Raw genomic sequence first — 14187 nt, forward strand, 5'->3', positions numbered from 1 at the left:
GCCGTGCCGCCGCCGGTGGCGCCGACCGGTGACGCCGCGGGCACCCCGGGCGAAACCCCTCCGCCCCCCGTGCGCACCACCGACGTCGCCCGTCCGGAGGTCAAGTACACCTTCTCCTCCGAGGGCGCCGGCCTCACCTCCGCCGTGCTCCAGGGCGTGAAGATGCGCGAGCAGCAGTCGCTCTCCGTGAAGGAGGGCTTCGCGCTGCTCTTCGGCAAGGAGATCCCCCCGCCGCCGCAGATGAACGTGGCGCACCCGGTGGCCGGTCAGCCCCTGCCGCTCGCGGTGACCATCGAAGGCGGCGCGCCGCTCGCGGCGAACACCCGCTACGCGGTGCAGGAGAACCCCACCGACAACGGCGGCACCGTCGTCTTCACCGGCCGGCAGGGCCCGTGGGAAATCACCAAGACGGTGCTGTGGCCGCGCGACGGCTTCGAGTTCGCCTACACCCTCCAGGTGCGCAACACCTCCGCGCAGGCGCAGTCGGGCGAGCTGAAGCTGCACTACAGCCGCGCCATCGACCCGGAGTTCGAACACGCGCCGTCCTTCTTCGGCGGCGTGGGCAACCTGAGCCGCTCCGCGTGCTGGGTGGGGGATGAGCTCCACAAGATGTCCCCGGGCGACAAGCCGCCGGAAGACACGCGCGGGCAGGTCTCCTTCTTCGGCATCGACCAGCAGTACTTCCTGTCCGCGCTCTACCCGCTGGACGGGCCCCTCGCCGGCCACTGCACGCTCACCGCCACGCCCACCGAGCGCGAAGTGGCGGCGGCCTTCCCGCTCAACGTCGCCCCCGGCCAGACGACCACGTTCCGCTTCGGCGGCTACCTGGGCCCCAAGGATCCGGAACTGCTGCGCCCGGCGCCCGGCGCGGAGCTGCGCGCGGTGGCCAACCTGCCCGCGACGACGTACCACCCGATGCTGGAGGACACGGTCGACTTCGGCATCTGGGCGGTGGTCTGCAAGCTGCTGCTCTCCATCATGCGGTTCTTCCACGGCATCGTGGGGAACTGGGGCGTCGCCATCATCCTGCTCACCGTGGTGGTGAAGCTGGCGCTCCTGCCGCTCACCTACCGCTCCATGGTCAGCATGGAGGCGGTGAAGGTGCTGCAGCCCAAGATGGATGAGATCCGCAAGAAGTTCGCGGACGACAAGGAACGCCAGAACCTGGAGATCATGAAGCTGTACCAAGAGGCGAAGGTGAACCCCCTGGGCGGCTGTCTGCCGCTGCTCATCCAGATGCCGGTGTGGATCGCGCTGTTCACGTCGCTGCGCAACAGCTTCGAAATCTACGGTGAGCCGTTCGTCGGGCCCATCTGGCGGGACCTCACGTACAAGGACCCCACGTACCTGCTGCCGCTGGCGCTGGGCGTGTCGATGATCATCACGCAGAAGATGCAGCCGCAGATGATGGACGCGGCGCAGGCGAAGATGATGACCTGGGTGATGCCCATCATCTTCACCTTCACGCTGCTCCAGTACCCCGCCGGTCTGTCGCTCTACATCTTCACGAACAACGTGCTCTCCATCGGGCAGCAGTACGGCCTGCGCAAGTGGCTGGACCGCAAGAAGGGCCAGACGGGCGGCGGGACACCGGCGGTGGTCACCGCCGGGGGAGGCAAGCGCAAGTGAGCGGGCCGCAGGGAACGCAGGCTGGGGCGGGCGGGGCGGACTTCCGCCCCCGGGTGGAGCGGCTGCTCACCGACATCCTCGGGCTGATGGGCTTCCCGGCCCGGCTGGACCTGCAGGACGCCGCCGACGGCAGCCTGTCCGTGGCGCTCCACTTCGAGTCCGGTCCGCCTCCGGGCGTGGAAGCCGGCAAGCGCAGCCAGGTGCTGGATTCGCTCCAGTTCCTGCTCAACAAGATGCTCCACCGCCCCGGCGTCGAACGCCGCTGGGTGATGCTCGGCGCGGGGGGCCATCCGGAACCCCGCCCCCGTCGCGAGGCGGCTCCGGCGCAGGCCCCTGCTCCGACGGCGACCGTGGCCCAGGTGGCGGCCGCCGCTCCGGCCACGCAGCCCGCCCGGAACGCCGCTCCGGCCGCGCAGCCTGCCCGGCCGGCCCGGGGTGCGCAGCCCGCGCCCCAGGCCCCGAAGGCCGCGGCCGCTCAGCCGGCGCAGTCGAAGGGCGCGGAGGCGGACGAGCGCTCGGTGCAGTGCGAGGAGGATGCGGTGCTGCGGGAGGCCGTCCGCAAGCTCGCCGAGAAGTCCGCCAGCCTGGGGCGCTTCTATGCGTTCGCCGCGATGAAGACGGAGGACCGCGCGCGCGTCCTCAGGGCAGTAGAAGGAGTAGGTGGTGTGAAGGTGGCGGCGGAAGGTGAAGGCCGCAACCGACGCGTGGTGTTCACTCCGGCGAAGCCCGCACCGATGCCCAAGCGGAGCATGCTGCCGGACGATGACGAAGACGACCTCGACGCCTGAGCGGGCGCCCGGACAAGGGCCCGTCCATGCCGCCGGCGGGCGTCTGGGAGCAAGAGGAGCGAATGGGTAAGTCGAAGGGTTTGAAAGACAAGCTGTACGGCGCGGCGGTGCTGAAGATGAGCTTCCGCCTGCGCGGGGACGAGGAGTCCCCTGCCTTCCGCTTCGTCTATCCGGGCGTGCTGCGCGACCTGCAGGTCGAAGACGCCGAGGTGGAGAAGTACATCGAGGCACACCGCGATGACGTGGAGCGCGCGGCCCGGGGCTCCACCCCGCCGCAGGGTCCCCGGTAGTTCCGCGGTCGTTGAGGCGCTGCCGTCGCGGTGCCGGTCGGGTGGGGCGCGGCCCGTGTGAGTCCCCCGCCCGACGATGGGGGCCTTCCCGATGCGGATGAGGGGGCCTGTGTTGAAGCCTCTGTCGTGGGTGGGCGTGCTCCACGGGGGCGATGGCTCCGTGGCGAAGGACGCCTGCCTGGAGCTGGCCCACGCGACGCTCGCTCCTGGACTCCGGCGCGAGTCCATGGCGAAGGTGTCGTGCCTCCTGTCCTTGGACGGTCCCCGGGCGCCGACGGTCCCTGATTCTTTGGGGGCAAGGACGCCCGCGTCCGGTGCCCTCCCCTGCCCCGCCATGACGCCTCCTTCCGCCACCATCGTCGCCCTCGCCACCGCGCCCGCCGCGGGAGCGGTGGGCATCCTCCGGTTGTCCGGGCCGGCCGCGCTGGAGGTGGGCCGTGCGCTCGCACCTGGAGTCCCCGAGGTGCCCACGCCGCGCCATGCGTACCTGGCCACGTTCGTGGACGCGTCCGGCGGCGTGCTGGATGAAGGCCTGTTCCTCTACTTCCGCGCGCCGCAGTCCTTCACCGGGGAGGACGTGGTGGAGCTCCAGGCGCATGGCAGTCCGCGCCTGTTGCGGCTCCTGCTCGCGCGGACGCTGGAGGATGTCCGCGTCCGCCCTGCCCTTCCCGGCGAGTTCACCCGGCGCGCGTTCCTGAATGGCCGCATCGACCTGACCCGCGCGGAGGCGGTCGCGGACCTGGTGGCCGCGGACTCCGAGGCGGCCGTGCGCGCCGCCGCCGCCGGGCTGTCCGGAGCGCTGGCGGAGCGGATCCGCGCGCTGGAGGAACCGCTGCGCGCGCTCCATGCCGACCTGGAAGGGGTCCTCAACTTCCCCGACGAGGCGGAGGGCGCGGACGAGGACGCGGGCCCCCGGGTCGCGACGCTGCGCTCCGAAGCGGAGGCCCTGCGCGCGGAGGTGGGACGGGGACGACTGGTGCGTCAGGGCGCGCGGGTGGCCCTGTACGGCCCGGTGAACGCGGGCAAGTCCACGCTGTTCAACCGGCTGGTGGGCGAGGAGCGCGCGCTCGTGGACGCGGAGCCCGGCACCACCCGCGATGCCCTGGAGGCCCGCGTCGAATGGGACGGGCTGGGCGTGACGCTCTACGACACCGCCGGCCTGCGTGAGGCCCCCGGACGCGTGGAGGCCCTGGGCATCGCGCGCACGCGGGACCTGCTCGCGGCGGTGGACCTGGCGGTGCTCGTGCTGCCGCCGGAGGCTTCCGGGGAGGAGGCCTCCTCCTGGGTGCGCGAGGCTGGCGCCACGCCCGTGTTCGTCGTCACCGGGAAGTGCGACGTGGCGCCCGTGTCCGCGCCCTGGGAGTCCGTGCCCGGGTTTCCCGCGCATGAGGAGCGTGAAGCGTCCCTGCCCTTCCCGGGTCCGCGCGCTGCGTCCGCGACGTCCGTGTCCTTCCCGGGTCCGGGCGCTGCATCCGGAACGTCCCTCCCCTCCCACGGCAGGCCGCGCGTCAGTGGCCTCACGGGCGAGGGCGTGGAGGGGCTTCGGACCTCCGTGCTCGGGCGGCTGTGGGGCGGTGGCACTCCCTCGGCGGTGGCACTCGTCTCCGAGCGCCATGCGGATGCCCTGCGTCGCACCGCCGAGGCGCTGGGCCGCGCGGAGGAGGCGTCGCGCGTGTCCACCCTGGAGGTCCTCTCCGGCGAGGTCGGGCTCGCGCTGGAGGCGCTGGGAGAAGTGTCCGGAACGAGCGTTTCCGATGCACTCCTGGACACCCTTTTCCAGCGCTTCTGCATCGGGAAATAGCCCCCCGCCGGGCGCCGGCCGGCATGTCAGACCCCTCCCTAGAATGCCTCGCGTTACCCGGCGCTCCCCGAGGATTCATGACGGCACTTCAGCACCTTCAGCCCACCTCCCACTCCCTGCTCTCGGCGCTGCCGTCGGGCTGGGTGGGTGAAATCCTCGATGGCGAGCTGGTGGCCTCGCCTCGGCCTTCCGTGGCGCCCGCGCGCGCGGCCTTCATGATGGGGGTGGAGTTGGGAGAGCGGTTGGACCAGCGTCGCGGAGGCAACGGCCGTTGGTGCTTCCTGCGCGCCCCGGAGCTGCACCTGGGCGAGGACCTCCTCGTGCCCGACCTGGCCGCGTGGCGCCGTGAACGCGTGGCCGCGCCGCCAGAGCCCGGTGCCGCCTTCTTCACCCTGGTTCCGGACTGGGTCTGCGAGGTGCTCACCCCCGCCACCACCGCGCTGGACCGCGCGCGCAAGCTGCCCTTGTACGCGCGCGCCGGGGTCTCCTACGTGTGGCTCGTGGATCCGATCGCGCGCACCCTGGAGATCTACCAGCGCCTCAAGCGCGGCTGGCTCCTCACCGCGAGCCACGAGGACGACGCGCTGGTGCGCGCCGAGCCCTTCCCTTCCGTGTCCCTGGAGCTGGGCTCGCTGTGGCTTCCCGACGTGTCGGAGGAACTGCCCCGGCTCGTCGCGGTGCCTTGATCCGCGAGGACCGGGGTCTTGGGTCGGTCCGGATCCGCGCGGCACCCGGCGTGGATCCGGATCCTCCGGATGACGGCGTCCTTCAGCTCGCGTGCTTGAGGCGCGCCTCGTCGGAGCCGCGCGACAGGCGCCGCACCGCCCTGAGGAGCAGCTCCGGATCCACCGGCGCCGCCACGAACCCCCGGGCGTGCACGGCCTGCGCCCGGGGCAGGTCCCGCTCCGGGGCCTTGCCGGCCACCAGCACCTGCGCGCGCAGCCGCTGCGCCAGCACCTCCATCGCGGGCAGCGGCGCCACCACCACCTGCGTCTCCACCGCGGTGCACACGTCCCCGGTGCTCGCCACCTTCACCGTGAAGCCCGCGTCGCCCAGCACCCGCACCAGCCCGGCGGCCGCCTCCGCGCCCCAGCCGTACACCAGCACCTGCTCGCGGACCGTCACGCGCGCCGCCGGCACCGGCACCGGCGCGGGCTCCAGGGGCGCGAGCATCGGCAGGCCCTGGACCTCTCCTTCCGGGGCCGCCATCTGCGTCAGCTCCGCCAGGGACGTGCCCACCACCAGGGGCAGCGACTCGTCCCACTCGGGCAGCGAGAAGCCCTCCATCCCCGGACGGCGCTGCGGCGTCGCCGGCTCACCCCGGTACAGCCGGCCAATGGCCCGGCCCAGCGCCGCGTCCGTGGCCAAGAGGGGCACCACCCGCGCCTTGCCGGACACGCTCTTCACCACGTCCAGCGCCGCCAGACTCGCCGGCGCCGCGATGGCCACCACCAGCGCCGTGTCGCGAGGGCCCTGGCCCTCCAGCCGCAACGGCACCACCCGGTGCGCCTCCGCCACCTTCACGGGGATCAGCTTCGCGAGCGTCGCGTCCAACGGCTGGGCGTCCAGGTCCACCGCCGCCACCCCGGACTGCGCCGCCAACGCGGACAACACCGCCTCCGCCGTGCAGAAGCGCTGGTCCACCACCACCTGCCCCAACGCCACGCCCCACTTGCGCTGGTACGCCAGCGCCGACTGCAACTGCATCGCATCCACCACACCCCGCGCGAGCAGGATGTCCCCCAAACGCTTCTTCATTGCTCGCTCCCCTCGGCCCCCCTCGGTACAGCGGCCGGGTCGACCTTCCACCACTCGCTTCCCTCTACCGCATGGAAGTGTAAAATTACAACCAAACCGAAGACTGGCGGGCGGCTGTAAGCTCGATGGGCAGGTCGCCGACGAAAGGAATGAGGACGGATCCGCCTTCGTGATTCCGGAGCCTTCGCCGTCGTTGAACGTACGAAGTCCCAATCCTTGAGGGGGGGACGACAAAGCGTACGTTCAACGCTCAACCCGAGGGTGGCCAGATGTCGGAGACGTTCCTAGCCTGTAAGCATGGCTGATGCGTGCCTGAGAGAATTCGTGCGGATGCTCCGCGCGCGGCGTTCGTCCCCTGGCGGACTGGCCGGCGTGGACGCCTCCATGGCCGGGCTCCAGGTGGAGCCCTCCAGCCTCAAGCCCTACCTTCATTTCCTACCCGGTCGTTACACGCGCAACCTGGTCCACCGGGACGAGGGCCTGGAGGTCATCGTCAACTGTTGGTCTCCGGGCGTGTCCTCGCCCATCCACGACCATGACGGGCAGGAGTGCTGGTTCAGTGTCCAGCGCGGCCAGTTCCTGCTGGAGAACTACCCGCTGCTGGAGGGCGGAACCGGCCCCGGGGTGGCGCGGCTGGGCGCGCCGGAGCGGGTGGGCCCGGTGGGCCCGGGCCACGTGGACTTCCGCGACGCCGGAGCGCCCATCCACCGCGTGTGCTCCACCAGCGCCCCGGGCGTGACGCTGCACGTGTACGCCGGCCCGGTGGCGCAATGCCTGGTCTTCGATCCGCGCCGCAACCGCTGCGCGGCGCACTCCCTGCGCTACCACAGCATCTTCGGGCGGCCGGTGCGGCCCGACGAAGGCCGCGCTGGCCTGCCCCTCTCCCTCTGACGCCGGACGCTACCAGCGCACTTCCGGCGGGGCGGCGTACAGCATGCGGCCCTCGCGGCCCTGCGACGTCAGCCCCAGCTTCGCGCCCACCCGGTACACCGCCCGCACCTGCTCCAGCACCTGGGGCGAGATTCCCGCGTGGGCCCCGGACGCGTCGTCGTCGCTGTTGTCCGCGTCGTTCTTGCCCAGCAGCTCCGACAGCACCTCGCCCGTGGCCTTGGGACGGGGGAACACCTGGAGGCGCACCGGGGCGTCCTTCTCCAGCTTCGCGGCCTCCTTCGCCAGCGCCAGCGCCGTGGCGTAGCCGCCGAGCGCATCCACCAGCCCGCGCTCCTTCGCGTCCTCGCCCGTCCACACGCGGCCCTTCGCCACCGCCTGCAACTGCTCCAGCGGCATGTTGCGCGCCTGGGCCGCGCGGGTGGTGAAGTCCAGGTAGATGGCGTCCAGCTCCGACTCGAACTGCGCGCGCTGCTCGGGCGTGAACTCCAGGTCCGAGCTGGCGTAGGAGGCGTTCTTCCCGAAGTCCAGGGTGTCGAAGTTCACGCCGAACTTCGCCCAGAAGTCCGCGGTGACGAACTTGCCGTTGTACACGCCGATGCTCCCCGTCAGCGTGCCCGGCTGCGCGACGATCTTGTCCGCGCCCATGGCCGCGAAGTAGCCGCCGCTGGCCGCGTACGTGCCCATGGTGACGATGACCGGCTTGCCCGCCTCGCGCGCCCGCTGCACCTCGCGGCGCACGGTGTCGCTCGCGGAGTAGCTGCCGCCCGGGCTGTCCACGCGGAAGAGGATGGCCTTCACGTTCGAGTCCTCCGCCGCCTTGCGGAAGGCCGCCGCCACCGTGTCGGCGCCCATCACCTGTCCGCCGGAGAGCGGATTGGACTGGCTCTTGCCGCGCTGCACCTCGCCCACGCCGTAGATGAGCGCGATGGTGCTCCCCGTCTGGTGCGGACGGCCCGCGCGCTCCAGGTACTTGTCCACGTAGAGGAACCGGGCGCCGTCACCCGCGAGCTTCTTCAGCTCGTCGTGGATTTCGTCGCGGTAGCGCAGCCCGTCCACCAGCTTCGCGTCCAGGGCCTTCTGGCCCATGAAGGGCCCGCGGTCGATGAGCGAGCGCACCTCGTCCTCGGACAGCTTGCGGCCCTCCGCCACGCCCTTCACCACCTGGTTGAAGAGGCTGTTGCCGTAGGCCTCCGTGGCCTCGCGCTGCGGGGCGCCGTAGGCCGCGTCGGTGAAGGTGTTGACGGCGTTCTTGTACTCGGCGCGCTTGCCGTACTCCGCCTTCACGCCGAACTTCTCGAAGGCGTCGCGCGCGAAGGGCGTCTCCACCGTGAGGCCCGTCAGCCCCACGTCGCCGGAGGGCTGGATGTAGACGGCGTCGAAGGCGGTCGCCAGGTAGTAGGCCCCGGTGCCGTTGCCCGCCTCCCCGAAGCCGTCCGCGTACGCCACCGCCCGCTTGCCCGTCGCGCGGAAGGCCTTCACCGCGTCCCGCAGCTCCTGCACCTGCGAGGCGCTGCCCGGCTGCCCCACCCGCACCACCAGCGCCTTCACCCGGGAGTCCGTCCCGGCCTTCTCCAGCGCCTCCACCACGTCCCTGAGCGACGTGGGCGTGTCCCCGAAGGCACCCGCGAACGACGTGTCCAGCGTGTACTCCGGCAGCGGCTGCTGGAGGTCCAGCTCCAGCACCAGGTTGGACGGCACGTCCGGCTTGCTCGACGACGCGAGCATCAACAACCCCACCACACCCACCACGAAGAGGACGGACAGCGCTCCAATGAAGGCCAGCGCGCCGATGAAGAAGCGTTTCATCCGGAAGGACTCCTGGTGTCCACGTGCCCGAGGGACGGCCCCCCGACTCCGGGCGGCCTACCATCAACGCACGCGCGGGACGATGCTTGCCTTGCACCGGCTGACAGACGGCTGACGGCAGGTGGCGCTCGCCCCTCCCGGTGGACGGGGGGCGGGCCGGCGACCCCGAGGACGCGGGGCGGTCGGTGCTTCGGACCGCCCTGTGTCTTGGAGGCTCAGGGCTTCCCGGTTCCGTCCAGGTTGAGTTCCAGCACGTGGATGCGCTGGCGGTCGGAGTCCTGGGCCTCCGCGAGCCGGTGGAGCGAGCGAGCCACCTGCTCGAGCATCCTTCCGTGTGTGCTTTTGACTCCCTTCAGTTCCCGCGCCAGCGTCTGCATCTGGTCGGCGAGTTTCTCCAAGCTCTCTCGAAACGTGTCCGTGCTCTCGGAGAGCACTCCGATATGCCTCGAGAGTTCATCGGTGCGATCGAAGAGCACCCGCGTCTGCTCGAAAAGCACCCGCGTTTGAGCCGAGAGTTCCCGTGACCGCGCGAAGAGCACGCGCGTGCGCTCGAAGTGCATGCGCGAGTGTTCCAGAATCAGCTCGGTCTGCCGGATGACCGCGTCAATCACCGCGTCCGTCCGCGCATCCTGGATCCGCGCTTCCTCCTGCATCTCGCGCAACTCCCGCAGCATCTGCATCACCACATCCCCGCCCATCGCCGTCGCCATGCCGTTCCTCCCGTGGAGAGCGGGTCTCCTATCAACCCCTCCTGACACGGGGAGTTGTCCGCCCTGCGGAGCGGATCCGCGCCAGGATAGCGTACAACCTCCTGGGTTGGAACTGCGGGGCACGACCCTCCACGGCCCACCAGGGCCTTCCGCGGACGCCCGGCCGCCGGGCGTGAAGATGCTCGGGATGGCAGGACCCCCTGGAGCGGTTAGAAGTCCCGTGCCCACTCCCCCGCACCCCGAGGACCGCATGCCGCGTCGTACCCCGCTCGCCCTGCTGGCCGTCCTGCTCGTGGCCGGCCCGCCCGTGTGGGCGGCCCCGGCCCCCGCCGCGAAGCCCGCCGTCACCGCTCGCGCGCAGACGAAGCCGTCCGCCACCACCCCCGTGGCGAGCGTGGAGGGCATCACCGAATACCGCCTGCCCAATGGCCTGCGCGTCCTGCTCTTCCCGGACCCGACCAAGCCCACCGTGACGGTCAACGTCACCTACCTCGTGGGCAGCAAGCACGAGGGCTACGGCGAGACGGGCATGGCCCACCTGCTTGAACATCTGATGTTCAAGGGCACGCCCACCACCCCCAACGTGCCCCAGGCCCTCACCGAACGCGGCGCGCGTCCCAACGGCACCACCTGGCTGGACCGCACCAACTACTACGAGACCCTGCCCGCGTCGGACGACAACCTGAAGTGGGCGCTCACCTTCGAGGCGGACCGCATGGTCCACAGCTTCATCGCGCAGAAGGACCTCGACAGCGAGATGACCGTGGTGCGCAACGAGTTCGAATCCGGGGAGAACGACCCGCGCGGCATCCTCTTCAAGCGCACCATGAGCGCCGCCTACCTCTGGCACAACTACGGCAAGGCCACCATCGGCGCCAAGGCGGACCTGGAGCACGTCCCCATCGACCGGCTCCAGTCCTTCTACCGGCGCTACTACCGCCCCGACAACGCGGTGCTCGTCGTCGCCGGCAGCTTCCAGCCCGCGAAGGCCCTGGCCCTGGTGCAGTCCACCTTCGGCAAGCTTCAGCGCCCCGCCACGCCCGTGCCCCTCACGTACACCCAGGAGCCCACCCAGGACGGTGAGCGCGAGGTGACGCTGCGCCGCGTGGGTGACAACCAGTTGATCACCAGCCTCTACCACGTGCCCGAAGGCGCCCACCCCGACTTCGCCGCCATCGACGTGCTCACCGAAGTGCTGGGCGATTCGCCCTCCGGCCGCCTCTACAAGGCGCTCGTGGAGACCAAGAAGGCCGCGCGCGTCAGCGCCTTCAACTTCCAGCTTCGCGACCCGGGCGTGGTCGGCTTCAGCACCGAGGCCCGGCAGGATCAGCCCCTGGCCCCCGTGCGCGAGGCGCTGCTGCAGACCGTGGAGGAGGCCGCGAAGAAGCCCTTCACCGACGAGGAGGTCAACCGCGCGAAGACGAGCCTCTCGAAGCAGACGGAGCTCTTGCTCAACAACTCCGAACGCGCCGCCATCCTCCTGTCGGAGTGGGCCGCGGTGGGCGACTGGCGCCTGCTCTTCCTGCACCGCGACCGCGTTGACGCCGTCACCCCCGCGGACGTCACCCGCGTGGCCGCCACGTACCTCAAGGGCTCCAACCGCACGATGGGCACCTTCGTCCCCACGGCGAAGCCGGACCGTTCCGAACTGCCGCCCCCGGTGGACGTGGCGAAGTCGGTGGAGAACTACCAGGGCCGCGCGCTGGTCGCGCAGGGTGAGGCCTTCGACCCCTCCCCCGCCAACATCGAAGCGCGCGTGCAGCGCGGAGAGCTGCCCGGCGGCATCAAGTACGCGGTGCTGCCCAAGAAGACGCGCGGCGAGATGGTCAACCTGTCGCTCAACCTGCGCTGGGGCACCGAGGAGACCGTGCGCGGCAAGCAGCCCGCCGCCGTCTACGCCGGCCGCATGCTGATGCGCGGCACGACGAAGCACACCCGCCAGCAGCTGATGGACGCCCTGGACAAGCTCAAGGCCCGTGTCGGAGTGGACGGCGGCGCGATGGGCGCGAGCGTCTCCATCGAGTGCCCGCGCGCGAGCCTCCCGGAAGTCCTCAAGCTGATGACGGAGGTGCTGCGCGAGCCCTCCTTCGACGCGCAGGAGTTCGCCGTCCTCAAGCAGGAGCGGCTGGCCGCGCTGGAGTCGCAGCGCAGTGAACCGCAGACGCAAGGCAGCATCGCGTTCTGGCGCACGCTGTCCGCGCACTACCCCAAGGGCCACCCGTACTACGTGCCCACCCTGGAGGAGCGCCTGTCCGACGTGAAGGATGTCTCACTGGAGCAGGCGCGTGACTTCTACCGTCAGTTCTACGGGGCCTCGAACGGGGAGCTGGCGGTGGTGGGCGACTTCGACGCGAAGGAGGTCGTCGCGCTCGCGGGCACGCTGTTCAACGGCTGGAAGAGCCCGGGCCCGTACGCGCGGGTGCCAAAGACATATCAGCCCGTGGGCCCCAAGGTGGTCGCGCTGGAGACGCCGGACAAGGCCAATGCCTACTTCCTCGCGGGACAGACGCTGAAGCTGCGCGCGGATGACGCGGACTGGCCGGGCGTGATGATGGGCAACTTCGTGCTGGGCGGCGGCTTCCTCAACTCGCGGCTGGCCACGCGCGTGCGCCAGAAGGATGGCCTGTCCTATGGCGTGGGCAGCAGCGTGGATTCAGGAGACCTGGACGCGGTGGGGTCGTTCCTCACGTATGCCATCTACGCGCCGCAGAACGCCCAGAAGCTGGAGGTCGCCATGCGCGAGGAAGTCACCCGCGCGGTCGACAAAGGCATCACCCAGGAGGAATTGAACAAGGCACGCTCGGGCCTGCTGGAGTATCGCCAGACGTCGCGGGCGCAGGACGGGAACCTGGCGAACCAGTTGGCCAGCTACCTGTACTTCGGGCGCACGCTCGCGTTCGACGCGGCGCTGGAGGCGAAGCTGCTCAAGCTGACGCCGGAGGACGTGCGCAAGGCCCTGGCGAACCACGTGGACTGGAGCAAGGCCACCCAGGTGCGCGCGGGGGATTTCGCTGGCGCGGCGAAGCAGGCCGCGGCGCCGGTCAACGCTCCGGCGTCACCCTGAGCGCCATGGCTGTGTAAGGTTGCCGTCCATGCCCGTGGACATCGTGGACGGCGACCTGTTGGACCAGCCGGTGGACGCCATCGTCAATGCGTGGAATCGCAACATCATCCCCTGGTGGCTGTTGTTGCCCCAGGGGGTGTCGGGGGCCATCAAGCGGCGGGGCGGCACGGCTCCATTCCGTGAGCTGGCGCGCGTGGGGCCCATGCCCTTGGGCTCGGCGGTGGTGACGGGACCTGGACGTCTGCCTTTCAAGGGCATCATCCATGTCGCCGGCATCAACATGCTGTGGCGGGCCTCCGCCCGGTCCATCCAGGACTCGGTGCACCACGCGCTGACCCGGGCCGGGGAGCAGGGTTTCCGTTCGCTGGCGTTTCCCATCATCGGCGCGGGCTCCGGGAGCTTCGATGAGGCCCGTGCGCTGGAGTTGATGCTTGAGGCCCTGGGGGACGCGCCCGCGTTCGACGTGCGCGTCGTCCGCTTCCGGCCCCCGAAGCGGACGTGAGTTTCTGGCGGGCGCCCCTCCCCTGCCCCGGTTAGACGTGGGCACCTTTCTCACGCAAGCCGAGGGTGACGCGGATGATCGACCTGTACACGTGGAACACGCCGAACGGGCACAAGGTATCGGTGGCGCTGGAGGAGCTGGGGCTGCCGTACACGGTGCAGGCCCTGGACATCTCCACCGGCGTGCAGAAGGAGCCCGCGTTCCTGGCCATCAATCCCAATGGCCGCATCCCCGCCATCGTGGACCGCGCGGAGGGTGACTTCGCCGTCTTCGAATCCGGCGCCATCCTCGTGTACCTGGCGGAGAAGACGGGCCAGCTGATGCCCACGGATGCGAAGGGCCGCTCGCGCGTCATGCAGTGGCTGATGTTCCAGATGGGCGGCGTGGGCCCCATGCAGGGACAGGCCAACGTGTTCTTCCGCTACTTCCCGGAGAAGCTCCAGCCGGCCATCGACCGGTACCAGAACGAGACGCGCCGCCTGTACACGGTGCTGGAGCGCCAGTTGAAGGACCACGAGTACCTGGCCGGGGACTACAGCATCGCGGACATCGCGAACTGGGCCTGGGTGCGCATCCACGACTGGGCCGGCGTGTCCGTGGACGGCCTGCCGGGCGTGCAGCGGTGGTTGGCCGCCATCGAGGCCCGGCCCGCCGCGAAGCGCGGCCTGGACGTGCCCGTGCGGAAGCAGGAGGACGCGCCCACCGAGGCGCAGGCCGTCGCGTTTGCCCGCTCGCTGTTGCAGCGCTGACCCCTCCCCTGCCCCACCGTCTCCTCCGGACAAGTGGCCCGGGTGTGCGCATGATGCGGCCCGGGCCCGCGCAAGACCTTCTTGGCGGCTCGCCCGTGCAAGCCTTCCGGGCGCGGACGCGTCGGGAGCGAGGGAGTGGACGACATGGAAGCGGTGCGGAGCCTGGGCCGGTGGGCGGGGCTGTTCGTGGTGGTGGGGC

12 protein-coding genes are annotated in these 14187 nt (G+C 70.7%); 9 read left to right on the forward strand and 3 right to left on the reverse strand.

From position 1 onward, the window contains the following. The 5 genes from yidC to D7Y13_RS27080 form a co-directional block, all read left to right on the forward strand. Nucleotides 1-1629, forward strand: a 1629-nt coding sequence (gene yidC, locus D7Y13_RS27060) for a membrane protein insertase YidC (protein WP_244222376.1), incomplete at its 5' end; no start/stop codon positions are given. Beyond that, nucleotides 1626-2417 (forward strand): hypothetical protein, encoded by a 792-nt coding sequence (locus D7Y13_RS27065; RefSeq protein WP_120533105.1) that lies wholly within the window; start codon nucleotides 1626-1628, stop codon nucleotides 2415-2417. The genes yidC and D7Y13_RS27065, both read left to right, overlap by 4 nt. Before the next feature lie 62 nt (nucleotides 2418-2479). Continuing rightward, complete coding sequence (locus D7Y13_RS27070) at nucleotides 2480-2707, forward strand: hypothetical protein (protein ID WP_120545607.1); 228 nt, start codon at nucleotides 2480-2482, stop codon at nucleotides 2705-2707. Between the two features lie 334 nt (nucleotides 2708-3041). Beyond that, nucleotides 3042-4508, forward strand: coding sequence for a tRNA modification GTPase (locus tag D7Y13_RS27075; RefSeq protein WP_120583876.1), 1467 nt, complete (start codon nucleotides 3042-3044; stop codon nucleotides 4506-4508). Nucleotides 4509-4585: 77 nt separating this feature from the next. Then, the gene (locus D7Y13_RS27080; protein WP_120583864.1) at nucleotides 4586-5194 is read left to right on the forward strand and encodes a Uma2 family endonuclease; all 609 of its coding nucleotides are present in this window, start codon (nucleotides 4586-4588) and stop codon (nucleotides 5192-5194) included. An 82-nt stretch (nucleotides 5195-5276) separates the two neighbouring features. Here the strand turns inward: D7Y13_RS27080 and D7Y13_RS48775 are convergent, their stop codons facing one another. Continuing rightward, entirely contained in the window at nucleotides 5277-6266 is a 990-nt protein-coding gene (locus D7Y13_RS48775) for a GspE/PulE/PilB domain-containing protein (RefSeq protein ID WP_120583865.1), read from the reverse strand. 330 nt (nucleotides 6267-6596) lie between these two features. On the opposite strand from D7Y13_RS48775, the gene D7Y13_RS27090 reads away from it, so the two are divergent. Next, on the forward strand, nucleotides 6597-7157 hold the full coding sequence (locus D7Y13_RS27090; RefSeq protein WP_233595579.1) for a cysteine dioxygenase: 561 nt from the start codon (nucleotides 6597-6599) through the stop codon (nucleotides 7155-7157). Nucleotides 7158-7166: 9 nt separating this feature from the next. Here D7Y13_RS27090 and sppA read toward each other — a convergent pair whose 3' ends face one another. Then, the gene (gene sppA / locus D7Y13_RS27095) at nucleotides 7167-8963 is read right to left on the reverse strand and encodes a signal peptide peptidase SppA (protein ID WP_120583867.1); all 1797 of its coding nucleotides are present in this window, start codon (nucleotides 8961-8963) and stop codon (nucleotides 7167-7169) included. Between the two features lie 215 nt (nucleotides 8964-9178). After that, nucleotides 9179-9673, reverse strand: a complete 495-nt coding sequence (locus D7Y13_RS27100; RefSeq protein ID WP_120533111.1) for a hypothetical protein — start codon at nucleotides 9671-9673, stop codon at nucleotides 9179-9181. Between the two features lie 250 nt (nucleotides 9674-9923). Between D7Y13_RS27100 and D7Y13_RS27105 the strand changes: the two genes are divergently transcribed. The 3 genes from D7Y13_RS27105 to D7Y13_RS27115 all read left to right on the forward strand — a co-directional run bounded on the left by D7Y13_RS27105 (nucleotide 9924) and on the right by D7Y13_RS27115 (nucleotide 13988). Beyond that, nucleotides 9924-12737 carry a M16 family metallopeptidase gene (locus tag D7Y13_RS27105; RefSeq protein WP_120583868.1) on the forward strand — a complete coding sequence of 938 codons (2814 nt, stop codon included), beginning with the start codon at nucleotides 9924-9926 and terminating at the stop codon, nucleotides 12735-12737. A 28-nt stretch (nucleotides 12738-12765) separates the two neighbouring features. Continuing rightward, entirely contained in the window at nucleotides 12766-13239 is a 474-nt protein-coding gene (locus tag D7Y13_RS27110; protein WP_120583869.1) for a macro domain-containing protein, read from the forward strand. Between the two features lie 74 nt (nucleotides 13240-13313). Then, nucleotides 13314-13988, forward strand: coding sequence for a glutathione S-transferase family protein (locus D7Y13_RS27115; RefSeq protein WP_120583870.1), 675 nt, complete (start codon nucleotides 13314-13316; stop codon nucleotides 13986-13988). The last annotated feature ends 199 nt before the right edge of the window (nucleotides 13989-14187 follow it).

The organism is Corallococcus praedator, assembly GCF_003612125.1.
Lineage (GTDB): Bacteria > Myxococcota > Myxococcia > Myxococcales > Myxococcaceae > Corallococcus > Corallococcus praedator.